The sequence below is a fragment of the Pedobacter terrestris genome (genome assembly GCF_052343045.1).
Taxonomy (GTDB): Bacteria; Bacteroidota; Bacteroidia; order Sphingobacteriales; family Sphingobacteriaceae; genus Pedobacter.
In genome coordinates this window covers 3064604-3091146 of record NZ_CP180264.1, presented here as the reverse complement: position 1 = coordinate 3091146, position 26543 = coordinate 3064604, and the positions used below count along the sequence as shown (strand labels likewise).

Below are 26543 nucleotides of genomic sequence, written 5' to 3'. Positions count from 1 at the left end.
TATTTTATATCCTTTCTTTGTATAAGGCGCCAATAAATCACTTTTGGTATAAACCACAGGTGTCTTCTCAATTTTTATCTTTCGAAAGTCAGTCTTTTGCCAATCTGATCTGTAGTAAATCTACCTTTTACATAAGCAAGATTTCCAGAAACAAAAGTATGCGTAATGCTGGCTTGAAAAGTGTCACCATCAAAAGGACTCCAGCCACATTTATAAAAATTATTGAGTTTGGTTACTGTCCATGAATCTTTCAAATCAACCAACACAAGGTCTGCCCAATAACCTTCTCTAATAAAACCACGTTTTTCGATATTGAAACAGATAGCCAGATTATGCGCTGTTTTCTCCACAATTTTCTCTAAAGATATTTTGCCTTGCAAATGCATCTCCAGCAAGGCTGGCAATGCATGCTGAACTAAAGGACCGCCTGAAGGTGCCTGAAGGTAAGCTTGCTGTTTCTCTTCCAAAGTATGTGGAGCATGGTCTGTTGCAATTACATCAATATTGTCATTTAAAACACCTTGAAGAATTCCATTCTGATCTGCAGCGGTTTTAACGGCTGGATTCCATTTGATGAAATTTCCTTTTTCAGCATAATTGCTATCGTTAAACCAAAGGTGATGTACGCAAGCTTCGGCAGTAATTCGTTTGTCTTTCAGAGGAATTGTGTTATCAAACAATGCAATTTCTTTCGCGGTTGAGATGTGAAGAATGTGCAATCTGGTATTGTACTTTTTGGCCAAATCTACCGCAAGCGACGAAGAAATGTAACACGCTTCTGCACTTCTGATTAACGGGTGCATATCAATGGTTAAGTTTTCTCCGTATTTCTCTTTGTATTGCGCAAGATTATGCCTGATGGTTGCTTCGTCTTCACAATGTGTAGCAACCAAAATTGGGGCCTGACTAAAAATATTTTCCAGTGTTTTTTCATTGTCTACCAGCATATTTCCTGTAGAAGATCCCATGAAAACCTTAATGCCGCAAACATTTTTTGGATCGGTTTTTAAAACTTCATCAATATTATCGTTGCTGGCACCCATATAAAATGAGTAATTTGCAAGTGAAGTTTCTGCAGCAATATTGTATTTGTCTTGCAGTAAGGTTTGCGTTAAAGTATTCGGTACGGTGTTGGGCATTTCCATAAATGATGTAATCCCTCCGGCAACGGCAGCCATACTTTCTGTAAAAATATCTGCTTTATGTGTAAGTCCTGGCTCGCGGAAATGAACTTGATCATCAATCATACCTGGAAGAAGATATTTCCCCTCAGCATTAATTTCCTCTACGTTTTCTGCAGAAAGATTTTCGCCAATTTTTTCGATAAATCCATTCTTAATTAACACATCGGCAACTATTTTCCGGCCTTCGTTAACAATTGTAGCCGATTTGATCAGGTAAGAGTTCATGCTTTCAAAGGTAAAAATAGATTTTAGAAGTTAGACATCCTATGTTAGAAATCAGTTTAGATTAATACAAGAAAGCATCTGATTACAGGTTCTAAATGTTACATTCTGGATTGCGTGAGGGTTTTCAAATGCGTTTGGATTGGGTTCAGAAGATATACCCTAACAAAGGCTTGTGCTTATACTTTCAAACCCTCAACCTTAATCACTATCTTTGTGCGCTATGGCGAAATCATTCGAAGAGTTTAAATTAAATCGGCAGATTTTAAATGCAGTTGCAGATGCTGGTTATACGGTGGCAACCCCAATCCAGGAAAAAGCAATTGCGCCAATATTGTCCGGTCAGGATATTTTCGGCATTGCAGAAACAGGTACAGGTAAAACTGCGGCGTTTGTTTTGCCTATTTTAATGCAATTGAAATACGCACAAGGGGAACATCCCAGAGCACTAATTCTATCGCCAACGCGAGAACTTGCCATGCAAATTGCAGAACAGGTAAAGCTATTTTCTACATATACCGATTTACGCTCTGTCGTTATTTTCGGTGGTTTAGGTCCTAAAACACAAAAAGAACAAATTTCTAAAGGCGTAGACATTATAATTGCTACACCCGGAAGGTTCTTAGATCTTTATCTTACTGGAGATATTAATGTACAAAGCCTTAAATTTTTGGTGCTGGATGAAGCAGATAAAATGATGGATATGGGTTTTATCGGTTCTATCCACCGTATACTTGAAGTTGTTCCGCGTAAGCGTCAGAATTTATTGTTTTCTGCAACAATGAGCGATTTGGTTCAAAAAATTGCAGGTGATTTTCTTAAAAATCCAACCGTTATTGAAGCTTCACAGCAAGCAACGCCGGCACAAAATGTTACGCAATCTTTATATTACGTACCAAACTTTAAAACGAAAATCAATTTGCTGCAAAACCTGTTAAAAGATGATGAAGCCTTCAAAAGGTTGATTATCTTTTGCAAAACAAAAACCGTAGCTGATAATATTTTCAGTTTTATAGAGCGCCGTTATGGCGCAGAAAATGTGCGCGTTATTCATGCCAATAAAGGTCAGAATACCAGAATTAATTCTATCAATAGCTTTAAAGAAGGCAACATACGCGTACTGGTGGCTACAGATGTGGCCAGTAGAGGTATAGATGTGAGTGATGTGAGCCACGTAATTAATTTTGAAGTACCCATTATTATCGAAGATTACGTACACCGCATTGGCAGAACCGGGCGCGCATTTGCCAAAGGCGATGCAATCACTTTTGCTACCGAGGCAGAAAAATACTATATCCGTAAAATTGAGAAACTGATTCGTCAACAAATTCCCGTACACGATATTCCAGCCGGTGTATTTATCGAAGAAACACCTTACGATGAACGCCAGCATATTGCCCGCGAAATTGACAACCAGAAAAGAAAAGAAGATCCGGATTTTAAAGGTGCCTTTCACGAGAAGAAAAATGCCAAAGTTATCGATCAGAAAAATCGGGACAAAGCAAAGGCAAAAGCCGGAAAAGCCGTTAAATCTTTCAAGAAAGGTAAACGTTTCGATAAAAAGAAATCATGAAAACCAGAATCACCCCTTTAAATATTATTACTTCTATTGCCTTTGCTTTTTTGGTGCTCAGCTTTTTTCAGCATGCACAAAAACCGCAAACGGTTGATTTTGGCGGCTTTTACAAATTAATTCTGGGTTGTTTAATTTTGGTCACATTTGTTACGGACCTGGTTTTTCGTTTCACACTTAAAGACTTTAAACGCCTTTGGATGGTCGAATTGATATTTATCGTAACCACCGCAATCTTGATGTTAATTTTACAAAAAGTGGCTTAATCAATCCTCCAAATCGGAGCTAAAATCAGCATCTTTGCAGGCTTAAAAAATTATAACAGAACAATCATTTTATGAGAACAGCAGAAATAAAAGTTACGGTTGAGTTAGACGACAACAATATGCCCGAAAATATTCTTTGGGAAAGTACAGATGCAAAAACCTCAGATCAGGTGCCGGTAAAATCTATGATTCTGGCCTTGTGGGATCACAATTATAAAAACTCTATGCGCATTGATCTTTGGACAAAGGATATGCCTGTAGATGAAATGAAACGTTTTTTCTATGAAACATTGCAAACCATGGGCGATAGCTTTCTACGTGCAACTGGCGAAAAACTTATCGTAGAAGACCTTCGCGATTACTGCGCTCATTTTGCAGACAAAATGGGCATAGACATGGGCAAATAATTACTGTATATTTAACCTCTTTAATGTATATATGCTATGTTGATCCTCAGTAAATTTAGAGCCTGGCTAGGTGTTTTACTTTGCTTTATTTCGGGTTTCTGTCCAATGTTAAAAGTTCCGATTAAAGGCAATTGGAATCTTTATCAATCTGATGCGAGATTATTTTTTATTACTTACGCCATCATTGCACTTTCTGTGCTCGTATTGTTTGTCAGAAAAGCAGGTGCATTTCGCTTCATGAGTTTTGTAATGGGCATTTGGTACGTCATCAGTATTATTGCAGTATATTTTACAGCAAATAACTATACCAAATACGGTATTGCGAACAAATTAATAGGGAAGGTGGTTCATTTTCAATGGGGATGGATTGTTTTACTCGTTGGTGTTTTGTTTATGCTTTTTAGCGTAAAACGCGGCGAAAAACTTGTTGTAAGCAGCGTAGCTACGCCTTAAATAAAACTTATTGGGCAGAAATTAATTTAAACTTTTTCTGCCCTTCTCTTATCGGCAAGTCGGAGTTATAGTAATCTACGCTTCAAATAAACTTTACGGCGATAGAATCTTTCGAAATTCTTGATTTCGCAACAAACAGATCCCCAATCTGTTGCTAAAAACTACATCTTGCGGACAAGCAAGTTCAAAAACTCCACAACATCTTTAAAAAATATTTACTCCTACAGGTTTTAAGCACGCCGGTTTTAGATTGTTAACATTTTTGTCTGAAAATTAATTTTCGACGCAAAAAAATTGTTTTAAGCCAGACAATCCAATTATTTCTAGAATAAGAAATATCTTTTTCTCTGTTCATTCTCCAGTTTTCGAGTATTTGATTACGCTTGCATTATCTATAATTACGGGCCATTGGCTTAGTTTTTGTTTGGCAAATGAGGCAGTTACGCTGCAAATCATTTTACTAATCTCTAAATTTTAAACCTATGGCTTTCATAGCTAGATTAAATTTTTCAGGCCAAAAGTATCGCTCTACTCACACAACCTATTTCGGTAATCAAGTTATTAGCGAGCAAGCAACGCCACATCGTTTTGGTCAAAACATAGCGCTGGTATACAAATCAAATCAATTAAAAATCCCGGCAACAATCAGAATGCTGGCGGTAATGTAATGCGTTTTGCAATATCCTTAAACCGTAATTTTGTTGGCTCAATACAGATAATCTGAAGATGTCATACAAATTCTCAGTTTATAGAAATAGGCTTTTATAGATCTGACGCACTTTACAGCTTAATTTTCAAACTGCTTTTAATCGCTGTGCGTTTACTACAGTTTTAAATGCAAATGTTAAATCGTATCAATCTATTAAAGATTCAGAATAGCCGTTTTATTTAATTGAAAATCAAAGCGGTGCAATTACAAATCATCTACTATGGAACGAAAACTCATCACAGAAATTAATATCGAAAATAAAGCAATTACCCATATTGCTTCCTTTATGTTGAAACAGGTTTTTAATGGTCACCATTATTTTGAGCTGCGTTTTAACAATGATAAAATGGGATTTCCGGGTTTGATTACACTCGATGAAACCAAAAATTTTGTTGGAAAAACCTTAACCGCATCTTTTGGCCATGCCAGTGATAAGCTTCAGGAATTTTCTGGTTTGGTAACAAATGTGCAACTCAGTCAAAGTCACGGTTATCACGGTTTAATTATTGTAAGTGGTTACAGTCCAACGATTTTGATTGATCGTGGAGCAGACCTTGGTTCTTATTTGGAGAAAAACCTCGATGAAATTGTGAAACTTGCCACACAAGATACGCCAAGTAACGATTTGAATATCGTATCTAAAGCAACCAGAACGCAGGTACTGGATTATGTAATTCAATATCAGGAAAGTGATTTTGAATTTTTAAATCGCCTTTCTGCCGAATATCACGAGTGGTTTTTTTACGATGGAAAACAACTAAATTTTGGTAAACCAGATGATCAGCGACAGGTTTCTATGTTTTATGGACGGGATGTGCAGAATCTGCAATACGGAATGAGCATTGCGCCAATCAAGAAAAAACGCTTTGCATATAATCCAAAGCAAAATGAAATGTTGCATAGTGAGAGTACCGGTAAAACCGACGGAACGCCAGATTTGGCCCATGCTGTAGAGGTTTCCAATCTTATGTACAGCAAAACATTCAATCAGCAATCCAGAATCCGTATTGAGAGTGATGCCGATATTCAAAGTTTGGTAGAAAACGAAGAAAAGGCAAATATCAGCGAATTGCTTAAGCTAAAAGGCGATGGAGATAATGCCGAGCTAGGCATTGGTACAATTGCCGAAGTTACGATGAGTGTACGTGAAGAACTGGCTTTTAAAACGCAAAGTTTGGGCAAATTTCTGATCACCGAAATTACCCACCATATTGACGAAAATGGTAAATATCACAATCATTTTGAAGGTTTGGTTTCTTCTACTGAGCGAATTTTGGTTAACAGTGCAAAGAAACCCAATCCGGATATGCAGCTTGCCGATGTTATTGATAATGATGATCCGCAAGGGCAAGGCCGCATAAAAGTGCAGTTTAAATGGGCTTGTCAAACCAATGACGTTACAGAGTGGTTACGTGTAGTTACACCAAATGCAGGTATTGGTGATCGCGGTTCTAACCGGGGTTTTTTTGCTGTTCCGGAAATCGGCGATCAGGTTATTGTAGGTTTTGAAGAAGGAAATATTGCCCGGCCGGTGGTTATGGGAAGTGTGTATAATCAAAGCAATGTAGATAGTACGCCGCAAATCCAAAATCACTTAAAAAGTTTAACTACAAGAAGTGGTCACTTAATAGAATTTGACGATAATGAAGGTACCCAAGGTATTAAGATTACCGATATTCATGCAAATATTATCCATATCGATACTAAGGGAAACAATATCACTATAACTGCATTGGAAAACATGACTTTAAACTGTAAAAATATGCAGATTAATGTGCAAGAAAATATGGGCGTACAAGTTGGCAAAGATCAATCTGTGAATGTTGGCGACAATCAAACCGTTTCTGTAGGGAAAGATATCAATACCAGCGCAGGCAACAACTTTACTTTAACGGCTACAGGCGATATTCAGGAAAGTTCTGACAACCGAACGGAGATGGTGAGCAAAGATTTCCTCCGTAAGGCAGAAACTTCAAATGAGTTGGCCAGTCAGGTGAGCATATTTAGTCAGGCTGAAAATATGACGCTCCAAAGCGGAAAAATTGTTGAAGTGAACAGTGCAGAAAAATCTAAAATGTTCTAAGTTATGGCAATTCTGAAAAATGCAACCAACATGACGATTATAGTTGCGGCGACGTATACCCTTGAGGTAGAAAAAAACCTGGAGAAACAGGCCGATAAGGTGAATGTAGAAGCCATACACAATAACCTGGTTTTGGCCTGCAATAAAAGAATTGTAGGCAGGGGAGGCAAGGCATGAAATTACACAATGGTTTTAAGTTTTTTTTGATGATTATTTCTGCAACTGTAATGAGTTGCAACGGACAAAATATGGAAGATAAATTTGATTGGTCGGCTACATTATCTGCACCACAAGAATATCCAATAGAAGTATATAAGGGAGAAATTTCTGGTGAAGGCTACGGACAAACCCTAGCACATTTTGGTCCGGTTTCAGTTGGTTGGGGAAATGAAGGTGGTGCTATTGCCTCGGGGCCGGAGCAGAAAAATCTTCCAGATTATCTTGGCCTTACCTGGGTTTCTTTTGCAGAGAAGAAAGTATATTCAGGTCAGTTTACTCTGCCAAAAGATAAAATAACCCAGCTTTTTAAAGAAGGTTTTGGAGAAACCGGAGCAGAGAAAAAATCGACTTACAATACATTTGTGATTGGTTTGGCGCCAAAAGGCAATGTTGTAGTTTGGATTGCAGGCGATGGCAATCAGGTAGAAGTTGCAAAATTTAATGCTGCCGAAACTAAAATAGATACCGCTTCGCTTTCTGACGAAGATAAACACATGTTTACTGTTAAATATGTAGATTATGTGGTTGCAGATCCTATGATTGTGAAACCATCGGTTCAGCAAAAAATCAAAACTAAAGGTTATCCTCCGGTAGAACTTTTTACGCAAACTTATCGAGAAAAATACCATTGGGCACCAAAAATTATCTTGCCTGAAGGTTATAAATTAACCGCCTGGGAATTTTTAATGTGCAATGGTGAGAAAGAATACATGTTAAATGGTGCCAGCGCGCAAAGTAAAACAGAACGTGCGTTGCCTTACTTACTCACTTTTGCATATACAGACGAAGCGAAAAACAAATACGAAGCTTTTGTGGTACTTTCTGGCGATGAAAAATATTTGCCAGAACTGCTGAAAGACGGTGATGCCAAAAAAATTCCAATTGATTTTGAGGAAAATGAAATCCGTGGATTAATGAAAGATAAGTTGGATAAAAACCTTCCGGCAGAACTTCAAATCCATGCAGATCCGCAAAAGAAAATGCTTACGCTAGATTTAAAACAACAGGCAAAAACCCAGCCCATTCATCAGTTTAAATATTTAATGAATAGTTATGGCGGCAAGTACAACTAGTGTTCAGTTCGGTCCGTATAATGGACGTGAAGAAGGTGATAAAGGTATAGAAATTATCAAAGGAATGTTTTTTGATGGTACGCGGAACAATAAAACCAATACTGAAGGCCGGATGGAGTATAATAAGACCAAAAAATCTACAGATCCGGCTGATGTTGCAAAAGCACAAGCATATAAAGATCACGGTAAGGGAGATGAAACCAGCAGTTATCAAAATACCTACAGCAATGTAGCGCGCATTTGGGAAGGATATAAAAATGACGGTAAAATTTATATTGAGGGAATTGGAACAACAGACTCTGGTGCAGATGATACTTTAGGTTATGCTTTAGGTACTGGCGAAACTGGTGTTAGAAGTAAGGTAGAAAAAGGATGTAGTTTACTGGTTTCCAAGTTGCCAAAAGGAAAAGTAATCTCCAAACTCACGGTAGATGTTTTTGGTTTTAGTCGTGGTGCGGCTGCAGCACGGCATTTTGTAGCAGAAATCAGTAAGTCTGAAGAACGCAAAGATGGCAAAGTTACACCTGCGAGAGGGCATTTTGGGGCGCTTTTAGCGCAGGCAGGTTTAGTTGTAGAACGACTTGAAATTCGTTACCTCGGTATTTTTGATACGGTTTCTTCGTATGAACCGGGCGCTTCTTCTATGGCTTCGTGGTCGGCATTAAATCATGATTTTACCAATGATGTAGATGAGTTGAAACTAAACAATATCCAACGCGCAAAATGCGTACTACACTTAACTGCAGAAAATGAACACCGAGAAAATTTTGCACTTACCCGTACGCATGTTGGCGTCGAAAAAAGTTTGCCAGGCGTACACTGCGATATCGGCGGAAGTTACACGCCAGGCGTAGAATCTGTAGACGAAATTTTAAACGGCCCAACAGATAAACTGACTAAAGAACGCGATCGATTAGTGGCAGAGGGCTGGTATAAAACCGAACAATTGACGATTCATAATTTCAGACGTAAACTTTCTGGCCAGCGTACACTTAAAAATACGTTTAGCTACATTCCACTCCATTTAATGGTAGAATATGGTTTAAAGTTCGATTCCACTATTCCAATCAATAAAGCATTACTGGAAACACAGAAGTATGTAATCTCTAACGATCCTTTACTCGTGCGTGCCAAAACCAAACTTAAAGCATTTGTTTTTGACAATGGCAGGCCATATACTTTTAAATGGTTTAAAGATATTCACGAGAAATATAAAGGTTCTAAACTACCAGAGCAACGTTATGCAGATTATACCAGAGAACTGGAAGAACAGAATGATTTGCGCAAGTTACGCAACGAATATATGCATTGGTCTGCAGAGTATGATTGGGTTGGGATGGACCCAACACCAGACCGTGTACGTGTAACCTATTAAATCAATGGCCATGAATTATAGAAGTCTTTTAATGGATGATTCTGCCAGCGAAAGTGAGGAGCAGTTTAAAGCGGAAGCGGAAGTTTCGGCTTCGCCTGAAAAGCCAGCAACGGGAAGCCAGACTTTACGTTCGGGTTTTACCCATCAAGGCGAACAGAAAAATTACGGCTTCACCATTTTGTTTGAAGATGACGGACAAGCGAATGAAATTAAATATGAACTGTCGGTTACCTGCCTGGGTTTAAACGCAGAATCCAGATCTGAATTTCAGATTGATCGTACATCGCCGGTTTATATTAATGAGGTAGAACCAGATCTGGTTGCCGATAAACTGGCTTATCTGGCTGGGAAAGTTTTCTATCCACTTAGGGTAGAAACTGACTCTACAGGTGCATTTCTATCTGTTACAAATGTTGAAGAAATCCGTGCGAGATGGCCAAAATGCAGAAGGGAAATTGATGCAAATTTTGAAGGCGATTACGCATCGCGGTACATCGGCGTTATGGAAGACAAGCTACGCGATAATGATTTTATACAACTGATCTTCAAAGAAGATTGGTTTATCCGCGTATATTTTCAGTCGATTTATAAAAATTACAATCCGGCAAATGCCGAAACGAAAAATATGCACTTTCCAAATCTGCAAATTTGGATGGATGGTTATCAAACCGAAGAAATTGTTCTGCCAGAAAAAAATCATTTTGGAGCATTGGAACTTCATCACAACGGAGAATTAATTCCTGATGAAATCAATATGGAAAGTGGCCGGTATCAGGCAAAATATATTCTCGATCCGGTTTCGCACATCATCAGAATGATTGTAGCAGAATGGACGCAAGTAGGTAAAACAGAGAAAAAAATTACGTTTAAGTTGTTTACCACAGATCTGGATAATGCAATAAAAAAGCTGCGTAAAGAAACTGAAATGGCTAACCTGATTTTTCTTGATGGGAGTGAATCAGGTACCAAACGCCAGGGTTTTTGGGAAAAGTGGTTTTAAATACAAATTGAAAATGTTATGGCAGAGAAACATATAGTTGTACAGGGCGCCACATGCTTATGCAATTTTGGCACGAAGCCCGATAAGCTAAAGGTTTTGACCAATAGCAAGAATTACGCAAATGACGATCAGGGCAGCAAAAAGCCAATTGCAACAGATAAAGATATCGGCTCTACGTTTGATAGCAACACTTTTGGCAGTTGTGCAAAGAAAAACAATTCGCCGTGTACGGCAGTCGTTACAAAATGGTCTGCTTTTTATGAAAATACCATTCTGGATAACGGAGGGAAAATTTTGCTCGAAGATTCTAAAGCAACCTGCCCTATTGGTGGAACGGATTGCATCAAGATTATTCAACATGGGCAAATTGCGCAACCGGGAGAACAGAATTTTAAAAATACCAATAACGACGTGCAAAAAAGCCTTAATCCGATGGTTGCACCCGCAGATTTAGAGGAAGAAAATGAAATGGAAACCGGAGTAATAGACGGTTAATCTAGATACAACATAACGCTATGGCTAAAAAAGGTGTAAAGAAAATTATTTGGAACGGAAAGGGAAGTGTGCATCCAGATAAATCGAGAGCAAATCATACCCTCGTTATTGAAGGTGGTACTACTGTAGAATTGGTGGTTGGAGAATGGTTTCCCGGAACAAGTGAAGCTGAAAAGAAAAAAGACGTTACCTGGATCAGGCAATCCGGTGATAAAAAAGTTGATTATTATAAAGCAAGTCAGCCGGTTTCAAAACCTTATCGTTTAAATATTTCCAAAGCAAATGCCGGAAGAGTAACGTATTACGTAGAAGCGAGTTTATCTGGCTTTAAAGATCTGAGCGATTTTACTGGGCTTTTTGTGCGTGCATATAGTCCGCCAAGGTTGGTAAGTTCATATTGGCGCGAAGATATAGAAGGCAACAACAAGCAAATTCACAGCGGTAATCCAACTCAATATAACGTTCCATTGCATTTACACCTGGAATTGGAAGGATTAAGCGGTTACAATTGTACTGTTCATATTTACAACCGCGAGTTTGAATTGTTTCGTAATGACGATCAGAAAATTGCTAAAACCTATACTCAGCAATGCGTAAATGGAATTTTGGATATCCATATTCCGGCTTCAGATGTATTGCAATGGCGTAAACAAATTGGTGCAGAAAAACCGATAGAACAATTTTATATTAAACTTACAGTAGACGGTGCAAAGGGATATGTAAAAGATACCACGCCAAAAGGCGATATAAACCATGCGGTCCATTTATTTATTAAAAACAGTTTCGGAAAACTGATTGCCAAAGTTGTGCCTTTGCCAAAAGGAAATAAGGTGATCACGGTTGGTGATGAAGATAAACAACCTATTAAATACGACCTTTGTACGTTTAAACAAATTAGTATTCACGATAGGGAAGTAACTAAAACTGTTTTTGATGAAAAATCTCCCGGATCGAATAAACTTGCAGAACAGAAATTTTCTTTTAACCTGCCCATTTTTTATGATACCGATGCTTATGAAGTTCCGGCAAGCAGCAAGCAATTGCTGAATAATGTCGTTAAATACCTCACAAAAAACCAAAAAGTTCCTGTGTTGATAGAATCTTATGCAGATATACGCAACTCGGATGCGTACAATATGGAACTTACACACAAACGTGCAAATGCCATTCTCAGTTATTTTTATACCAATGGCGTAAAAAATAAACTAACGGCGCAAGCCTATGGCGAAAGTAAGGCCAAACAGTTTGATTACATTACGAATGAAGATCGGCCAATTCATAAAATTAACCGGAAAACTACGCTCACTTTTCGGGTAAATAATCTGGAAACCATTTATTATAATACCTTAACACCAAATCACGAAGAACCTGTAGATTTTTCTGTATTTGTTAAAGGCTTTAAAACAGACGAATGTTTGTTTATTAAAGATGGTAAAAAACAACACGATCATACCAAGATAAAAGCGTTAGAGTTGGTTGGTTCAAATGCTGCACAAAATAACGTGCGCGATATTACATTGAATGGGGAAGAAGGGAGACTGAAAATATTTTCTTCTCCCGGAGATATGTTTCCAACAGCACTTGGCCTTAAACCCAATCGATACGAATTGCGCATCAATTGCTGCAGCTATTTTCCCAATATTGATAAAACAACATTAGTGGTTAATGCATTTACAGATGCATTATGGATTTTGCAGGCCACTTATGATTTTGATGGAGATTATCCGATTGTATATCGGGGTAAGCCCGAAACCATCACCGTTGTAAAAGGAATTAAACAATTGGAAGAACGTGCCCGGTATTATATTGATAAATACCTGCAGGTGATCAAATATTTTCCAATGGGAAGTGCCTATGCAATGGTGCTAAATCTGGCGTTTGATTTCTTTATTTCAGAAGCAGATATGTACGGAATAGGTTACGCCAAGAAGTACAATTATAGTGGTGGAAAATTTAGTAAAGTAGAAAATTATACAGAAGCCAACCGCGATCTTGTAGAAAAAGGAATACTCACTTTAACCATTCTTGTAATGATTGTGGAGCTGATTATCGCCGTGCTGACCATGGGAGAATCTGCAGCAACTAAACTTCCTAAACTTAAAAAGGCCGCTCGTTTGCTTAAAAAAGCACAAGAAGCAAAAGCAAAAGTAGAAGATCTGGGTTTTGAATTTATTTTCCCTAAAGTAGCTTTTACTTATGGCAGCTATCTTGAAAAATATAAAGATGGCATTATCCATTACATTACAGAATTTAATGTAAAAGCCGATCCGGTAATCGGGATTAGTTTTGCCAAAAATTTAAGTCTTAAAAGTGTGATTCAAAAAGCTTTGCTAACAAATAAAAAAAACGAGCAAGGACAAGATGTTGCCACTGGCGATTTGGCAGACTTTAACCGCGCCATGAAAAATGAAGAAATCAATACCGACGATCGGCTGAGTGGCAATTTAGGCAAACAGGCACGTAATATGGGCCGGGGTCAAGTGAAAAGCGAAATTGGTAAAGGTTTGCAGACTTTACTTGATCGTGCTGGTTATGATGCCAGTATAAATATTGAATTTAAGGGAAGCATTAGCCAGGAATATAAAATTAAAATTTCCGCACCTGCACCACATGAACAATATGCGGGTAAAGTGACCATTAAAAACACATTGGCACAGGGATTAAGCAACAGTGCGGGTAAAGCCATAGGTACCAGTACAATAAAAATGTCTGCCAAGTTGATGGTGAAAGGCCGCATACACGTTGTTGGTGTATTGCCGGTTTCGCCATTTATAGCCAGTACATTCTTTAAAAATACCAGTACGCAGATTGATACGAAACTCTCTGCAGAGCTGCAATCACATCTTGTACATACCAGAACCTATGGTGCAGATAAAGAGCAGGGATTGTATTATGAAGACAAAATTTATTTCTCCGGAATTAAAGGAAGTGTAAACCTCGGCGTTACAGCTTCGAAAAAAGATGATGCTTCTTGGGACCAGGACAAAAAATACGATCTCGTAGATACGAAATTTAACCTTTTTGACGAACATACTTTTACCGTTGCCAAAATAAATCTGATTTAAAATACCTAATGAAAAGCAAATCCATTCTACTTATTGCATTATTGGCACTTGCTGCTTGCAATACAAAAAACAAAGATATGAATACAGTTCCCATTACAGATTCCAATACCGAAACCATTACCGCGGCAAATACCTTAGCCCAACAGGTAAAAGCCATTAAACATTATGCTGATGAGCCACTGTACTATATTTTTGTTAACCACAATCAGTGTTTCTTCCAGATTTTAGTAAATGATGTTCCGGTTTTTCAATATTTCCAAGATGGCCAGATTATGACGCCAATTATTCTCAATAACTATATCAACCATTCCGGAAAACAAACCATCACATATAAACTTTATCCGCAAACCAAGTTTGAAACCGGCGAAGGTTTAACAGAACTGACCAATTATACGAAGATGAAAATTGATCTTTATGTGCGTAATAATGCAGATGTTAACGATAGTTTTGAAGGACAGAAAGAGATCTTAACACATCAATCGGCCACGAAAGAAGACGGTAAAACTTTTATTGGCGATGGAAAAGATTATTATGAATTTAGCTTCGATTTTGAAGCAAAAGTGCCATATGAATTGCCCGATTGGAATGAAAGTCAGGATTTATCCAAAATGGATCAGGATGTATTGCTGAAGAAAACGGAAGCAGCTTACCAATATTTCTGGAACATCATCAATACTAAAAAACAAGATGAATATTTCAGGTTGGGTTTTGCATCAAACAAAGCACAGGTTATTTCTGAATATTTTGATGAGAAAATGATTGAAGACGGGCTTAGAGATGAACTTAAAGATTTTACGGAGCCAAGTTTCAAATTGCAACCGCTTGAGAACTATAAAATGAAATTATATGGAAATGGCAAAATTGTCTGTTTAGAACAAAATAGTGAAGATTTAAGGTTGAAAAACCGTTGGGCCATTTGGGGAAAATATAAAACCGCCGAAGGCGAAACGCGTGTGAGTTTCTCCAGATTGTATTTGCACATGCCTAAAGGCAAAGATACATTTGAAATTATTCGCTAAAGTCCGAGGTCAGGAAGTCCAAGATCTGAGTTTGCTAATTAGAAAGTTTTAAACCATTAACTTGTTGTTGCAAACTCAGGTCTTCTGATCTTCGACTTCATTCATCTTCCAAGTCCGGTCTCCAGACTTCGGACGTCGGTCATCTGACCTCCGACTCAAATATGATGCTGATTAGTCAGTTTTTCTACCGCATAACCTTTGGTCTTACATCTGGCAACAATTTCATCGTATTCTTTTTTCGGGATCGATTTATTCCTGCTCATTATAAAAAGAAATTTATGATCGGGATGGCCAACTACAACATAAGAATAATCATCTGCCAATTCAATGATCCAATAATCTACTTTAATTGGCCAAACAAATTGTGCTTTTAATTCTCCGTTTTTACTATCGTCTGCCGGAAACATTTTAGACGATCTGGAATACACTTTTTCGTCGTTTTGTTTCTTATACGTTGTTGTTACATCATAATAACCTTCGCTGTTTAGAGTATATTTTGTGGTGGTTTCGCGACTACCTTTATCAAAAATTGTTGGGATAGAGTATAAAGAATACCAGGTTCCGCAGTATTTTTTTAAATCAAGTTTATCAACAGGTGCATTTTTATCTTTAGATACAAATGGAATAAGCAACAAGAAAATAGAGCACAAAAATTTCATAGGGCCAATAGGTTTTAAAGGACTTACGAAAAGAATGGACTAAATGGATTTCAAAATGCTTCTTTTATATCTCGCGAAATCGAAATTCTTTGGCTTTGCTAATGTTCATCGGCAACAAAATGATCTTCTGCATCTGCCTCAAGCGGAATATATAACCGGTGCCATTCCTCACCGTCAATAATTTCCCATGTATGTCCTTCACCTTCAGTATCTGCAGCAATAAGCAATACACCCGGTTCAATATCAAAAGTACTTCCGTTGCTTACTTTAAAACGAAGTTTCCCTTTAAGTGTAATTACGTATTGGCGCCGCGGTGCAGGATGAGCAACTTTTTGGTACGCATCAATTTCGGTTTGTGCGAAGAAATATTTGGAATTAAGGTGTTGCCGTGCCGGAATTTTGCCGATTTCAAAATCGCATTTTCCGTTTTCAATATTTATCAATCGAATGGCTTTCAGATAACTCTTTGCCGTTTCGTGTTGTTCAGTCATTGGTAATTTTTTAAGATAAACCCAGGTTTTTATTTTGGTGTTTACGTTTGAAATGGGTTTGTTTTAAGTTGTGGTTTCCGGTAATGATGCTGATGTTTCCATCTACTTCTAACATGGCCAGTTTTACATCTTTATAATGGTCTACGCCATGTTCGCGCATAGCTTCACTCAATTCTTCGTTGGTAATGCCCAATTTACTGAGCAAATCAAAATCTAGTTTTCCGTTATGAATCAGAATTTGAGGTTTATCGAAAATGAGCTCGCGCAACCGCCGGCTTTTAAACAAGGATTTTTTCAGTATGTAATTTAACACAAACAATACTGCCGCGGCGGCAATTCCGCCCAATAAAGTGGTATTGTTGCCCACCATTGCATTCTGTACTGCATTGCTGATCAATAAAATCAGAACAACATCAGTTGTGTTAAGTTGCGAAAGTTCCTTTTTGCCGGTTAAGCGAATGGCAACAAGCATAAAGGCATAAACGGCTGTGCTGCGAATGGCGATATCTAAAAATGGATTCATGTGTTAAAATTTAAGTTCGGTTTGTCCGGTGTTGCTCAGTTCACGTTCATGATCAAGCAGCCATTTTTTGCGCCACAAACCACCGCCATAACCAACCAGTTTACCATTACTTCCAATAACACGATGGCAAGGCACCACAATATTGATCTTGTTTTTGCCGTTTGCGCTGGCAATTGCACGTATTGCCAAAGGTTTATGCGCAGAAAATTTTGCGTAAGAGGTGGTCTCACCAAATGGAATGGCACATAGGTTATTCCAAACTTCTAACTGAAATTCTGTGCCATTTTGTTTTATCGGGAAATCGAAAACCTGCAGTTTACCCTCAAAATACAAACGAAGCTGTGCTGCAGCTTTTTCACTCAGCACATCCGGATCTAAACCCTGCGCAGCTTCTTCGTTGAAAAGGATCGCATTTATAAATCTGCCATCAGAGAGAATACTAATTTTCCCTACCGGCGATTCTATTACCGTTGCATATTGATTTCCCATGATTTCTAAGCTACAAAATCTGCTGTTAAACGTGTTAAACAGCTACATTTCTGCCTGCAATATTACAACAATACAACAATTTTATCTCACTATATTTATTAAGAAAAGTATCTTTGCGCATATGCAGCTGGCCAGGGAAGTTAAGTATCTTATTCATAAAGAAATTGTGTTGGAATGGCGTTCCAAATACACCATTAATGGCGTGTTGCTGTACGTGGTTTCTACCATTTTTACCTGTTACCTGTCATTTGTAAGTCTGAGTGATAAACTGGCCTGGAATGCCTTGTTTTGGGTGATTTTACTTTTCGCTTCCATTAACGGGGTTTCTAAAAGTTTTCTGCAAGAAACCAAAGGGCAACAATTGTACAGTTACATTTTGGCTAGTCCTGCTGCAGTGCTTATTTCTAAAACCCTGTACAATACCTTGCTCATGCTTTTGCTTACAACAATTGCTTTGGGTTTTTACACGCTGGTATTTGATACATTTACACCGCCGGATTTGGTTTTGTATTATGTGGCCGTAATTTTGGGAAGCATAAGTTTTTCTACAGTTTTTACCATGGTTTCGGCTATTGCCAGTAAAGCAGGCAACGGCGGTATGCTTATGGCAATTCTCAGCTTCCCAATCATTATTCCGGTATTGATTTTACTGATCAAACTTGCAAAAAATGCCGTTGACGGTTTGCCGTGGGAAAACAGTTATGACGAAATTGGTATGTTGCTTATTGTAAATGTACTTACTGTAGCTACTTCTTTACTGCTGTTTCCATACTTGTGGAGAGACTAAACCTTTTTCGGTTTATTTGTGCTTGTTTCTTATCAATCGCAACAAATTATATGTTCAGAACTTTAATGTTTGATTTCCAGGTTAAGTTGTCGGCCTTCTTCGAGTGCTTTTTTATCTAAAGAGATCCCTATAGATAAACCGATGGCAATTCCAATAGGCAAACCGATACCTAGCAAACCCATATTTCCAATACTCATTGCAATTGCCACACCAATTGGGAGCCCAAATGCAGTCATGCCAAAAAGCATCCATAAATTGCGGTGGTAGTTTTGCGGCGTGTATTTCAGTTCTTTATCGAGCAGTTTTAGGATTGCCGTTTGTTTTAATTTTAGCAGCTTTTTGAAATCGTTTCCTTTTAATGTGGAAGCGTTAATTTCATCAATTTCTGTATTAATTGCGCTGGTAACTGTTGTGGGAACATTTTTGCCGTTAAGTGCATCAAGTAAGGCAGCAATTTGTTCATAAAGTGCAGCGAGTTTTAAATCATCATTTAGTTCTGGTCTGTTTTTGAGACTGTTAATCGTCATATTGTTAATTTTTAGCGTTCTGTTTACCTCGCGATATATGTGAATAAAAATTCGATGAAAGTTTTAAAAACATATGCATCGCGATACTCTAGTTTCCACAAGATATAGAATTTCTATTAAAACAGTAAGCCTTAAAAGCTAAACAAAGCGATTTACTTCGCTCGGTGTAACAGAAATAAATAAACAGTTTATTAACTTTGTGCGCTTGAAAAGAATTATTATCTGATACAATAGTCAGATATTCAGCATTCAATCACTCAATATTCAACAACACAATTTCTATGAAGAAAACCTGGTGGAAAATACTCGGATCGATATTAGTCATTTATACTGCAATAGCAGGATTATTGATGGGGGTGCCGCGTTTACCAATTTTAAATGAAGGCATTCGCAATTTGTATTTCCACGTTCCTATGTGGTTTGCCATGATTGTATTGTTTTCTATCTCTGTTTTTTACAGCATTAAATCTTTGAGTACTAAAAGTGAAATTGACGATATTAAAGCCGTAGAAAGTATCAATGCAGGGATTATTTTTGGTTTGCTCGGCTTGGTTACAGGCGCAGTTTGGGCCAAATATACCTGGGGCGAGTTTTGGAGTTTCGATCCGAAACAGAATTTCGCTGCAATTTCCATCTTATTGTATTTCGCCTATTTAATTTTGCGCAATGCGATAGATGAAGAACAAAAAAGAGCTAAAATTTCTGCAATCTATAATATTTTTGCTTTCCCAATGATGGTGGTTTTACTTTTTGTTTTACCGCGTTTACAAGATTCTTTACATCCAGGTAATGGCGGAAACCCCGGTTTTAACAGTTATGATTTAGATAGCCGTATGCGTATGGTATTTTATCCGGCCTGCATTGGCTGGATTTTAATCGGATATTGGATTTATACCATCCGTTTCCGCATGCGTTCAATTGAAACCATTATGAACACGCCGGATCAAAATGAATTGAAATATGATCTTGATAGCTTCGTAACCGCTGAAAATCAATCAACAACAAACGAAAATAAAAAACAACACAACTAAAATGAAAAAGATATTTTTATCCCTCATGTTATCCATTTTCGCTATGCAGCTATTCGCGCAAGGTAATGGAGTAGAAATGGCTAATACTTTACGCAGCAATGGCAAAATTTATGTTGTTGTATTGTGTATTGTAATCATTTTGGTCGGTTTACTTGCCTATTTATTTTCGATAGATAGAAGATTGAAAAAAATGGAAAAGGATCTTTAGAAACTTCCATAATCAAATCAAAGCTTTCGTTTTGTTTTTGAAATTAGTCCTTAACAAAGGGTGTACTTCTGCGAGATCGGATACACCCTTTCTTTGTTTCTAATCCTTTTTTAGCATTTTTTGGCCTTGTTCATAAACAACTGATTAAGCATTTTTATGTCATTTAATTTTTTTTATTTTTTTTTCGATCCTTAAAACGGAGCAAAATGAAAGTTAAATCTTCAAAAGTTAAAAATGGTAATGGGTTCATAATTATGCTTTAAACGGTTTAAACCTATTTTTAAGAGAAGATGCCAGTTGCCTTGAGGTAGTATAAAAGATCAGAATACAGGCTAGTGTGTGCCATACACTAAGTGTTTTTTCATTTGGAGATATGCATTTATTTTAGGCAATTTTGCGGCATACTTAATTCATAAAAGATAAAAATGGCTAATCTAGCAGATGAGACCAAGTTTTTTGCAGATGTATGTAAAAACTTCGACAGTGCGGCTCAATTTACCAATCATCCCGAAGGATTGTTAAATCAAATCAAAGCATGCAATAGTGTGTATCGTTTTCAATTTCCAATCCGTCGCGGAAATGGCTATGAAGTAATTGATGCATGGCGTGTAGAGCATTCGCACCATATGAGCCCAACCAAAGGTGGTATTCGTTACAGCGATATGGTAAACGAAGATGAAGTAATGGCGCTGGCGGCTTTAATGACGTATAAATGTGCTATTGTTAATGTTCCGTTTGGCGGCGCAAAAGGCGGTATTAAAATTAATACCAAAAACTACAGTGTTGCGGAACTGGAAACCATTACGCGTAGATATACTACAGAATTAATCAAGAAAAATTTTATTGGTCCGGGTATCGATGTACCGGCTCCGGATTATGGATCTGGCGAACGCGAAATGAGCTGGATTGCCGATACCTATATGACAATGAATCCGGGGCAGTTAGATGCTTTGGGATGTGTTACCGGTAAACCAATTGCATTACACGGAATCCGCGGACGTAAAGAAGCTACCGGAAGAGGTGTTGCTTACGCAGTACGCGAGTGTGTAAATGTTCCGGAAGATATGCATAAAATTGGCTTAACAGCCGGTTTGGATGGCAAACGTGTAATTGTTCAGGGATTGGGTAACGTGGGTTACCATTCTGCTAAATTCCTGGCAGAATTTGGTGCAACCATTGTTGGCCTTTGCGAGTTTGAAGGTGCAATTTACAACGCCAATGGTTTAAACGTCGACGAAGTATTCGCCCATCGTAAAAACACAGGCTCTATTCTGGGTTTCCCCGGAGCTAAAGAATTTAAAAATTCTATGGAAGGTTTAGAGCAGGAATGTGATATTTTAGTGCCTGCTGCATTAGAAAACCAGTTTACTGAAGCCAATATCCGCAACATCAAAGCAAAAATTATTGCTGAAGGTGCAAACGGACCAACTACGCCAGAAGCTGAAGCCATCTTTACGGAAATGGGCGGAATCATTATTCCAGATATGTATTGTAACGCTGGTGGTGTAACAGTTTCGTACTTCGAGTGGTTAAAAAACTTATCGCACGTTGCTTTTGGCCGTATGGAAAATCGCTATGCTGCAAATTCAAATGCAAACCTGATCAATACTTTGGAAAACTTAACCGGAAAAACAATTCTTCCTGAACACAGATTAATGATTGTTAAAGGTGCTTCAGAAATTGAACTTGTAAATTCCGGATTGGAAGATACCATGATTCATTCTTATCACGAAATTCGTGAAACGTTAATGAATAAGCCAGGTACAGAAACGCTTAGAACTGCAGCTTTCGTTAACTCAATTGATAAAATTGCAGTTTCTTACATGAACCTTGGTGTTTGGCCATAAGCAAACTTTTTCATTACAAAACAGCCCTGAGATTTTTTCTCAGGGCTGTTTTTATTTGTAGTCTATCTGTCTAGGGAAACTTCTTTTTCAAATTCAGGTCAAGCTTTTCTGCCTGGCCAAAAATATCCAATAGCTGAAAAATACTGTTCAGCTTGTTGTTTTTGAAAACAATTGAGCCTTCAACTTCAATTTTTCCTTTCCTTAAACTTTTCGCACTGGCCACAATCCTTTTAACCTGCAATTGTTGTGCAACTTTCGGTGCAAAATCAGTGGCTTGTAAAAGTTTTTCCACATCTATATCGGCCTCAAAGAAATTTTCTGACGGCAACTTGTCTATAAAGCGCGAATCGAAATTTTTTGATCCGGAAACCTGAATATTGTTGCCCGTACCTGTTAAGTAAAGATTCAAAAACGGTATAGTTCGGGCATCAAATTTTCCGCTTTTGCTGTCAATCCGGTTAGAGTCCAGAAGTGATTTTCGCAACGCGGAATAGTTTCCATTCATATTTAAAATAACTTGTGGGATTTGAACTTTTTTCAGGGTTTTCGTTTCAGTCTGTTCAAAATTATCATTATACGTATAGCTAATAATCGTGTCTGTTTTACTGCTTGTCCCAATCCATTGAAAATCCAAATAACCTGCGTATGATTTCCTCAACGCATTAATAAGCGAAAATTTCTCTGTTGTGCGGCCATCTGCCGAAGGCTTAAAATCTGCATTTATCCACATGGTTAAAGGAATATCTGGTGCAAAAGTATGGTGTTTGGGCTTTGCAGCGGGCACAATTTCATCACTAAGCAATTCATCGTTAAAGTGTATGGCACCGTCTTTAAAATGTAAGCCCAAAATGTTGTTTTCAAATGCAATGGTGAGGTGATTTTTCTGCGAATTGATGTTGTTGAATTTACTTCTGGCCACCGGAACATGGCGTTTCTCGTTGAAAACATCATTCAATGTTGCAGGGTTTGTTTGTTTACCAGGATGATAAGAAAGTGCAACATGACGCGAATCGAAGACCATATCTATACCTAAGAGCGCAGAATGTGCCGTCAATAAATCACTTTCAGTAGATTTTTTAACCTTAAAATCGTTCCGTTTGGTGATGAAATTTTTGAAGATTGAATGGTCTTTGATGCTTAAACGCGTATAAAATCCATCTTTGATTTTATATAAGTACAAGCTTGCCGGCATCTTTAAACCCGTTTGCGCCAAACTCAACTGATTGTTAAACGCTTTCTTTTGCAGTGATTTATATTGGCCAGGATGTTTAAGGCAACTCCAGATAACCGAAGCAAACAAACCGTCTATATTTACTTTAACGATTGCTTCTGTTCCTTGCGGCATTGTATTTTGCTCTGACTTAATTTGCCTGAATTTAAAATACCCCCAAAAAGCAACTGCCAGCAATCCAAAGATTGCCACCAGTGGTATCAAAATTTTTTTGAGCATAATTTATTTGATTGCATTTTCAATAAGCGAAAACAAATATTTAAGTGCATTTTCTTGTCCGTTAGGAATTTCTGCACTAATATCTGCAGAAACTACATTGCCTTTCATTGGGTTAGATTTCATATAAACATTGCCCATTTTAGCTAAGGTTTCATTAAACTTCGCTGCGGTTTCTTTTCCGCCAATTTCCTCTTCAGGCACTTTACCAACCAGGTTTTTGGTATTAAACAAAAAACTAAAATTGTTTGACATCAGTTTTTTGTGCACGCTGCTAATTTTTGGATGGTATTCATTTTTGCTAATCGCCTGCATATCCGTTTCAGAATTGCCAAAGAAAACCAAGCCATCTTTAATGGTGAAATAGATATCAACCGGACTTTTTTTCTCTATAATGCGGTATACATCGCCATTCAGAGAAACTTTGTTTTTGTTGATGCCGTATTTGATCACTTTATTAATCAAACGTGTATCTTCAGAAGAGAATATAAAAAGGAAATCAGGAAGTGTTTCTTTTCTGGTTTTGATTACTTCTTTCTGGTTATAATCGTCGTCATAATCGTAAGTTGTATAGGTTACATCTTTGGTGTTCAATCCGTTAATAACGAATAAAGCATCGCCTTTAACAACTTTGCTTACCGCTTCTTCATCCAGTAAAAGTGAAAAGAAATCTGTGGCCAAATCCAATTCCTCATCCATATTCGCCCCTAAAAACGATCCGTAGCTTTGTTTTAGAAACTTCGGAAATTCTTCCAGATAAGCTTTAGAATCAATTGCGTAGCTCATAAAACCAATCGCTTTTTCGCTGTCGACATATTTAGTGAGTTTTTTGTTGATCTTCTTTTTGGTAATTTTCTTGTAAGCTTCTGCCTGGTTTTTAGATAGTTCCAATCCGGTAGAAATCCTGAAACTGGTTTTGTCCATAAACAATTTTGCATTTAAGCTGCCATAACCGCTCATTACGTTTGCACGGCCATATTTTCCCAAATCTGAGGCAAAAGTGCCGTATGCAGATTCCAGGCTGGAAATCCACAGCGAAGCAATAGATTCTTGATCTAAGCTGGACTTATACGATGGGTTATTTTCTATTGATTCAAAACTGCCATTTAGTATTTTTTCTGCCTGTACTTTTAACCAAATGAGCGCCAGTGCTTTCTTTTTGGCATCTTGTTCTGCACGTTCCTTTTCATATTCGTCATAACGTTTATTAAAATCAGTTGGTGGCGCAACAGCTTCTACTGGTAAATTTTCCATTTCTTCTACCGGTTCAGGCAATTTTTTAGCCTTTTTGGATTTAGATTTAGCAGTTGTTTTTTTCTTTTGATTTTTTGGTGCAACGGTTTTAATTTTCGCTGCTTTTGGTACTTCAACAGGTTCTACTGCTACTTCCGGAACAGCTACCCATGCAGAATCTACACTTACGCTATCTACAGCCGATTCTCCGTAATTTTCAATAAATCTGGTTTCTTTTATTCCGTATTTTGCAGCTTTTGCAGAATCTGCAAAAAAGTAGGGCTTTATACTTCCAATTGCACCGTATAAAGTGCCTTTATTCCACATCAATAAACCAGAGCTATCTGGCAGAACAAAAGTGTTTAATCCGCCTTGGTGCTGTATTTGGTGATTGTTGCTGGCCATAATGCTTTCAAATTTTTGCGCATCTTTTAGTGGAATCAGAAACTGATGATAGGTAATACTGTCATTCAGCTGGTTAAAATAGTACATGTTTTTTTGCAAATCGATGCCGAAATCTTCAATGCTGTTTAGGTTTTTATTTAACGATTCTGAGCTGCCAGATAACAGCTTTCTACCAAGAATAGATTCATCAAAATCTTTAACAAACATAAGTTTAAACACATTATCGCCTTTAATGGTGGCGATAGTGAAGGCATTTGACGGGATTTTTTTAGCCAAATCCTGAGCTTTTGCCGTACAAAATGCACAGAAAAATAGGAGGGCAGTTAAAGTTTTTTTCATTGGATGATGATTGTTTTGGCGCTTAAAGAATTAAGCAACCGATGTTATTTAGACAGTTGTATTTGATTGGAAACGTTTACTTTTCCATTGATTAAATCCATTACATTGCTTTTAAGCATGACCGCCGTACGCGATTTTGATACATTTGACATTGGATTGGCAGCATTTATTACGGCAGAATCAAAACGGTAAATGCTGGTGTAGGTTGCGCCGTTAAAAATGGCCTTATCTTGGTTTTTGAGTTTATTGTAAGCGTTTTTGGCATCTGGCGAAGCCTTGTATTGCCGACTAAAAATTCTGCCCGCTTTATCGTAACTGTAGGATGACGTGTTGTTGGCTTTAATTTTATGCTGATTGAGGATATTTTTTGTGATGTTGTTGATGTTAGATACATCTTTAAAAGCAAAACTAATTGTTGCAATGTAGTTGCTAAAGTCACTGGTGCTTCTGACATCAGAAATACCTGGCGATTTTTTTAAGTAAGCCACTGCTTCTGCAAGTTCCTGTTGTATTTTTTGTTTGCTTGGTACGGCATAACCATTAATGCTGTCTAAAAGCATTACGGATTGCACTTTGGTTTTGCTCTGGCTTAAATTAATGGTTAAACGAACATTGCCGGTTCCATCATTATGCAGGTTTATTTCTTCAACAATTTGAAAGCAAGAAGTTAAGAGAGGAAGGACAATAACGATTAGAAATCGCCTCCAGAACGTTTTAAGGTTCATCGTTTTTCGGTTTTTAGATGCGTAAATGATTGGTTTATGGTAATAAAATTACAGATGATGTAAAGAAGTGAAATTGTTAGCGAATTTGGTGCCAATTTAGCTGCATTAAAGCATTTCTTTAAAATTTGTAAACGCATATCTGCAAGCCCATCAGTTAATTGTCAATATAAAGACAAGAAAAATGTAAAAGAACGTTCGCTATGGCTATTTTTTTATCTTTGTTGCCAGCTTTTACAAGACTGTATATTATGAAAAAAAGTGCCATCATTGGACTGATTACCATTGCCATTTCCGTAGGGATTTTATTTAGTTTAAACGCAAATACAGATACCTATTCAAATTTTAAAGAAGCCACTTTATCAAACAAAGTGGAACACGTAATGGGCTATTGGGAAAAATCAAAAGGTACAGAATACGATGCAGTTAAAGACGCCAATAGATTTTCTTTCTTTATGAAAGATGAAAAAGGCGAAGTAAAACAAGTGGTTTACAGCGGTACAAAACCTCAGGATTTTGAAAAATCTGAAAAACTGGTATTGATTGGAAAAATGGACGGCAATGTTTTTTATGCTTCAAAAATTTTGATGAAGTGTCCATCTAAATATAACGATAACCTTGTTGAAGTAAATAAGAACGGTAAGGTGGAGTCTACAGATCAAAGCGGCAAGGTTCAACAATATAACTAATTT

The 26543-nt window shown here is 37.5% G+C and carries 27 protein-coding genes; 18 read left to right on the top strand and 9 right to left on the bottom strand.

Translation table 11 applies throughout. The annotated features are described in order from the left end of the window. Nucleotides 1–74: 74 nt before the first annotated feature. Entirely contained in the window at nucleotides 75–1409 is a 1335-nt protein-coding gene (locus ACJVDH_RS13095) for a dihydroorotase (protein ID WP_443943854.1), read from the bottom strand. Between the two features lie 220 nt (nucleotides 1410–1629). Here ACJVDH_RS13095 and ACJVDH_RS13090 point away from each other — a divergent pair, with 220 nt between their 5' ends. The 13 genes from ACJVDH_RS13090 to ACJVDH_RS13030 all read left to right on the top strand — a co-directional run bounded on the left by ACJVDH_RS13090 (nucleotide 1630) and on the right by ACJVDH_RS13030 (nucleotide 15143). Beyond that, complete coding sequence (locus tag ACJVDH_RS13090; RefSeq protein WP_443943853.1) at nucleotides 1630–2979, top strand: DEAD/DEAH box helicase; 1350 nt, start codon at nucleotides 1630–1632, stop codon at nucleotides 2977–2979. Beyond that, nucleotides 2976–3245 carry a hypothetical protein gene (locus ACJVDH_RS13085; RefSeq protein ID WP_443943852.1) on the top strand — a complete coding sequence of 90 codons (270 nt, stop codon included), beginning with the start codon at nucleotides 2976–2978 and terminating at the stop codon, nucleotides 3243–3245. Before ACJVDH_RS13090 ends, ACJVDH_RS13085 begins: the two co-directional genes overlap by 4 nt. Nucleotides 3246–3316: 71 nt before the next feature. Beyond that, nucleotides 3317–3652, top strand: a complete 336-nt coding sequence (gldC, locus tag ACJVDH_RS13080) for a gliding motility protein GldC (protein ID WP_443943851.1) — start codon at nucleotides 3317–3319, stop codon at nucleotides 3650–3652. A gap of 36 nt (nucleotides 3653–3688) precedes the next feature. Then, on the top strand, nucleotides 3689–4105 hold the full coding sequence (locus ACJVDH_RS13075) for a hypothetical protein (protein WP_443943850.1): 417 nt from the start codon (nucleotides 3689–3691) through the stop codon (nucleotides 4103–4105). A 482-nt stretch (nucleotides 4106–4587) separates the two neighbouring features. Next, nucleotides 4588–4773: a hypothetical protein gene (locus tag ACJVDH_RS13070; protein WP_443943849.1), complete on the top strand. Its 186-nt coding sequence runs from the start codon at nucleotides 4588–4590 to the stop codon at nucleotides 4771–4773. 261 nt (nucleotides 4774–5034) lie between these two features. Beyond that, the gene (locus ACJVDH_RS13065) at nucleotides 5035–6897 is read left to right on the top strand and encodes a type VI secretion system Vgr family protein (protein ID WP_443943848.1); all 1863 of its coding nucleotides are present in this window, start codon (nucleotides 5035–5037) and stop codon (nucleotides 6895–6897) included. Between the two features lie 3 nt (nucleotides 6898–6900). Further along, entirely contained in the window at nucleotides 6901–7074 is a 174-nt protein-coding gene (locus tag ACJVDH_RS13060) for a hypothetical protein (protein ID WP_443943847.1), read from the top strand. After that, a complete protein-coding gene (locus ACJVDH_RS13055; protein WP_443943846.1) occupies nucleotides 7071–8189 on the top strand; it encodes a DUF2931 family protein in 1119 nt (372 codons plus the stop codon). Before ACJVDH_RS13060 ends, ACJVDH_RS13055 begins: the two co-directional genes overlap by 4 nt. Continuing rightward, complete coding sequence (locus tag ACJVDH_RS13050) at nucleotides 8170–9564, top strand: hypothetical protein (RefSeq protein WP_443943845.1); 1395 nt, start codon at nucleotides 8170–8172, stop codon at nucleotides 9562–9564. Before ACJVDH_RS13055 ends, ACJVDH_RS13050 begins: the two co-directional genes overlap by 20 nt. A gap of 10 nt (nucleotides 9565–9574) precedes the next feature. Beyond that, on the top strand, nucleotides 9575–10564 hold the full coding sequence (locus tag ACJVDH_RS13045) for a hypothetical protein (protein ID WP_443943844.1): 990 nt from the start codon (nucleotides 9575–9577) through the stop codon (nucleotides 10562–10564). An 18-nt stretch (nucleotides 10565–10582) separates the two neighbouring features. Further along, nucleotides 10583–11059, top strand: coding sequence for a DUF4280 domain-containing protein (locus ACJVDH_RS13040; RefSeq protein WP_443943843.1), 477 nt, complete (start codon nucleotides 10583–10585; stop codon nucleotides 11057–11059). Between the two features lie 20 nt (nucleotides 11060–11079). After that, a complete protein-coding gene (locus ACJVDH_RS13035) occupies nucleotides 11080–14124 on the top strand; it encodes an OmpA family protein (protein WP_443943842.1) in 3045 nt (1014 codons plus the stop codon). 8 nt (nucleotides 14125–14132) lie between these two features. Then, nucleotides 14133–15143: a hypothetical protein gene (locus ACJVDH_RS13030; protein WP_443943841.1), complete on the top strand. Its 1011-nt coding sequence runs from the start codon at nucleotides 14133–14135 to the stop codon at nucleotides 15141–15143. A gap of 155 nt (nucleotides 15144–15298) precedes the next feature. Here the strand turns inward: ACJVDH_RS13030 and ACJVDH_RS13025 are convergent, their stop codons facing one another. The 4 genes from ACJVDH_RS13025 to ACJVDH_RS13010 all read right to left on the bottom strand — a co-directional run bounded on the left by ACJVDH_RS13025 (nucleotide 15299) and on the right by ACJVDH_RS13010 (nucleotide 17305). Further along, nucleotides 15299–15802: a lipocalin family protein gene (locus ACJVDH_RS13025; RefSeq protein WP_443943840.1), complete on the bottom strand. Its 504-nt coding sequence runs from the start codon at nucleotides 15800–15802 to the stop codon at nucleotides 15299–15301. Between the two features lie 98 nt (nucleotides 15803–15900). Further along, the gene (locus tag ACJVDH_RS13020; protein WP_443943839.1) at nucleotides 15901–16293 is read right to left on the bottom strand and encodes a hypothetical protein; all 393 of its coding nucleotides are present in this window, start codon (nucleotides 16291–16293) and stop codon (nucleotides 15901–15903) included. A gap of 10 nt (nucleotides 16294–16303) precedes the next feature. Beyond that, a complete protein-coding gene (locus tag ACJVDH_RS13015) occupies nucleotides 16304–16816 on the bottom strand; it encodes a DUF421 domain-containing protein (protein ID WP_443943838.1) in 513 nt (170 codons plus the stop codon). 3 nt (nucleotides 16817–16819) lie between these two features. Beyond that, nucleotides 16820–17305 carry a methylated-DNA--[protein]-cysteine S-methyltransferase gene (locus ACJVDH_RS13010; protein WP_443943837.1) on the bottom strand — a complete coding sequence of 162 codons (486 nt, stop codon included), beginning with the start codon at nucleotides 17303–17305 and terminating at the stop codon, nucleotides 16820–16822. Between the two features lie 121 nt (nucleotides 17306–17426). On the opposite strand from ACJVDH_RS13010, the gene ACJVDH_RS13005 reads away from it, so the two are divergent. Continuing rightward, entirely contained in the window at nucleotides 17427–18092 is a 666-nt protein-coding gene (locus ACJVDH_RS13005; protein ID WP_443947625.1) for a heme exporter protein CcmB, read from the top strand. A gap of 62 nt (nucleotides 18093–18154) precedes the next feature. Here ACJVDH_RS13005 and ACJVDH_RS13000 read toward each other — a convergent pair whose 3' ends face one another. Continuing rightward, nucleotides 18155–18619: a hypothetical protein gene (locus tag ACJVDH_RS13000; RefSeq protein WP_443943836.1), complete on the bottom strand. Its 465-nt coding sequence runs from the start codon at nucleotides 18617–18619 to the stop codon at nucleotides 18155–18157. Between the two features lie 281 nt (nucleotides 18620–18900). Between ACJVDH_RS13000 and ACJVDH_RS12995 the strand changes: the two genes are divergently transcribed. The 3 genes from ACJVDH_RS12995 to ACJVDH_RS12985 all read left to right on the top strand — a co-directional run bounded on the left by ACJVDH_RS12995 (nucleotide 18901) and on the right by ACJVDH_RS12985 (nucleotide 21705). Next, nucleotides 18901–19650 carry a cytochrome c biogenesis protein gene (locus ACJVDH_RS12995; RefSeq protein WP_443943835.1) on the top strand — a complete coding sequence of 250 codons (750 nt, stop codon included), beginning with the start codon at nucleotides 18901–18903 and terminating at the stop codon, nucleotides 19648–19650. Nucleotide 19651: 1 nt separating this feature from the next. Continuing rightward, nucleotides 19652–19858, top strand: a complete 207-nt coding sequence (locus tag ACJVDH_RS12990; RefSeq protein WP_443943834.1) for a CcmD family protein — start codon at nucleotides 19652–19654, stop codon at nucleotides 19856–19858. Nucleotides 19859–20283: 425 nt separating this feature from the next. After that, nucleotides 20284–21705, top strand: coding sequence for a Glu/Leu/Phe/Val family dehydrogenase (locus tag ACJVDH_RS12985; RefSeq protein WP_443943833.1), 1422 nt, complete (start codon nucleotides 20284–20286; stop codon nucleotides 21703–21705). Nucleotides 21706–21775: 70 nt separating this feature from the next. On the opposite strand, the gene ACJVDH_RS12980 is transcribed toward ACJVDH_RS12985, so the two are convergent. Genes ACJVDH_RS12980 through ACJVDH_RS12970 form a run of 3 tightly spaced genes read right to left on the bottom strand, consistent with a single transcriptional unit; the run spans nucleotide 21776 to nucleotide 25854 of the window. Continuing rightward, complete coding sequence (locus ACJVDH_RS12980) at nucleotides 21776–23155, bottom strand: hypothetical protein (RefSeq protein ID WP_443943832.1); 1380 nt, start codon at nucleotides 23153–23155, stop codon at nucleotides 21776–21778. A 3-nt stretch (nucleotides 23156–23158) separates the two neighbouring features. Further along, nucleotides 23159–25129 carry a hypothetical protein gene (locus ACJVDH_RS12975; protein WP_443943831.1) on the bottom strand — a complete coding sequence of 657 codons (1971 nt, stop codon included), beginning with the start codon at nucleotides 25127–25129 and terminating at the stop codon, nucleotides 23159–23161. A 44-nt stretch (nucleotides 25130–25173) separates the two neighbouring features. Then, nucleotides 25174–25854 (bottom strand): hypothetical protein, encoded by a 681-nt coding sequence (locus ACJVDH_RS12970; RefSeq protein WP_443943830.1) that lies wholly within the window; start codon nucleotides 25852–25854, stop codon nucleotides 25174–25176. Between the two features lie 248 nt (nucleotides 25855–26102). On the opposite strand from ACJVDH_RS12970, the gene ACJVDH_RS12965 reads away from it, so the two are divergent. After that, the gene (locus ACJVDH_RS12965) at nucleotides 26103–26540 is read left to right on the top strand and encodes a cytochrome c maturation protein CcmE domain-containing protein (protein WP_443943829.1); all 438 of its coding nucleotides are present in this window, start codon (nucleotides 26103–26105) and stop codon (nucleotides 26538–26540) included. Nucleotides 26541–26543: the final 3 nt, after the last annotated feature.

Bases quoted from the DNA above. Each gene is read 5' to 3' on its own strand.
- ACJVDH_RS13095 (WP_443943854.1), bottom strand. From the start codon at position 1,409: ATGAACTCTTACCTGATCAAATCGGCTACAATTGTTAACGAAGGCCGG.
- ACJVDH_RS13090 (WP_443943853.1), top strand. From the start codon at position 1,630: ATGGCGAAATCATTCGAAGAGTTTAAATTAAATCGGCAGATTTTAAAT.
- ACJVDH_RS13085 (WP_443943852.1), top strand. From the start codon at position 2,976: ATGAAAACCAGAATCACCCCTTTAAATATTATTACTTCTATTGCCTTT.
- gldC (WP_443943851.1), top strand. From the start codon at position 3,317: ATGAGAACAGCAGAAATAAAAGTTACGGTTGAGTTAGACGACAACAAT.
- ACJVDH_RS13075 (WP_443943850.1), top strand. From the start codon at position 3,689: ATGTTGATCCTCAGTAAATTTAGAGCCTGGCTAGGTGTTTTACTTTGC.
- ACJVDH_RS13070 (WP_443943849.1), top strand. From the start codon at position 4,588: ATGGCTTTCATAGCTAGATTAAATTTTTCAGGCCAAAAGTATCGCTCT.
- ACJVDH_RS13065 (WP_443943848.1), top strand. From the start codon at position 5,035: ATGGAACGAAAACTCATCACAGAAATTAATATCGAAAATAAAGCAATT.
- ACJVDH_RS13060 (WP_443943847.1), top strand. From the start codon at position 6,901: ATGGCAATTCTGAAAAATGCAACCAACATGACGATTATAGTTGCGGCG.
- ACJVDH_RS13055 (WP_443943846.1), top strand. From the start codon at position 7,071: ATGAAATTACACAATGGTTTTAAGTTTTTTTTGATGATTATTTCTGCA.
- ACJVDH_RS13050 (WP_443943845.1), top strand. From the start codon at position 8,170: ATGGCGGCAAGTACAACTAGTGTTCAGTTCGGTCCGTATAATGGACGT.
- ACJVDH_RS13045 (WP_443943844.1), top strand. From the start codon at position 9,575: ATGAATTATAGAAGTCTTTTAATGGATGATTCTGCCAGCGAAAGTGAG.
- ACJVDH_RS13040 (WP_443943843.1), top strand. From the start codon at position 10,583: ATGGCAGAGAAACATATAGTTGTACAGGGCGCCACATGCTTATGCAAT.
- ACJVDH_RS13035 (WP_443943842.1), top strand. From the start codon at position 11,080: ATGGCTAAAAAAGGTGTAAAGAAAATTATTTGGAACGGAAAGGGAAGT.
- ACJVDH_RS13030 (WP_443943841.1), top strand. From the start codon at position 14,133: ATGAAAAGCAAATCCATTCTACTTATTGCATTATTGGCACTTGCTGCT.
- ACJVDH_RS13025 (WP_443943840.1), bottom strand. From the start codon at position 15,802: ATGAAATTTTTGTGCTCTATTTTCTTGTTGCTTATTCCATTTGTATCT.
- ACJVDH_RS13020 (WP_443943839.1), bottom strand. From the start codon at position 16,293: ATGACTGAACAACACGAAACGGCAAAGAGTTATCTGAAAGCCATTCGA.
- ACJVDH_RS13015 (WP_443943838.1), bottom strand. From the start codon at position 16,816: ATGAATCCATTTTTAGATATCGCCATTCGCAGCACAGCCGTTTATGCC.
- ACJVDH_RS13010 (WP_443943837.1), bottom strand. From the start codon at position 17,305: ATGGGAAATCAATATGCAACGGTAATAGAATCGCCGGTAGGGAAAATT.
- ACJVDH_RS13005 (WP_443947625.1), top strand. From the start codon at position 17,427: ATGCAGCTGGCCAGGGAAGTTAAGTATCTTATTCATAAAGAAATTGTG.
- ACJVDH_RS13000 (WP_443943836.1), bottom strand. From the start codon at position 18,619: ATGACGATTAACAGTCTCAAAAACAGACCAGAACTAAATGATGATTTA.
- ACJVDH_RS12995 (WP_443943835.1), top strand. From the start codon at position 18,901: ATGAAGAAAACCTGGTGGAAAATACTCGGATCGATATTAGTCATTTAT.
- ACJVDH_RS12990 (WP_443943834.1), top strand. From the start codon at position 19,652: ATGAAAAAGATATTTTTATCCCTCATGTTATCCATTTTCGCTATGCAG.
- ACJVDH_RS12985 (WP_443943833.1), top strand. From the start codon at position 20,284: ATGGCTAATCTAGCAGATGAGACCAAGTTTTTTGCAGATGTATGTAAA.
- ACJVDH_RS12980 (WP_443943832.1), bottom strand. From the start codon at position 23,155: ATGCTCAAAAAAATTTTGATACCACTGGTGGCAATCTTTGGATTGCTG.
- ACJVDH_RS12975 (WP_443943831.1), bottom strand. From the start codon at position 25,129: ATGAAAAAAACTTTAACTGCCCTCCTATTTTTCTGTGCATTTTGTACG.
- ACJVDH_RS12970 (WP_443943830.1), bottom strand. From the start codon at position 25,854: ATGAACCTTAAAACGTTCTGGAGGCGATTTCTAATCGTTATTGTCCTT.
- ACJVDH_RS12965 (WP_443943829.1), top strand. From the start codon at position 26,103: ATGAAAAAAAGTGCCATCATTGGACTGATTACCATTGCCATTTCCGTA.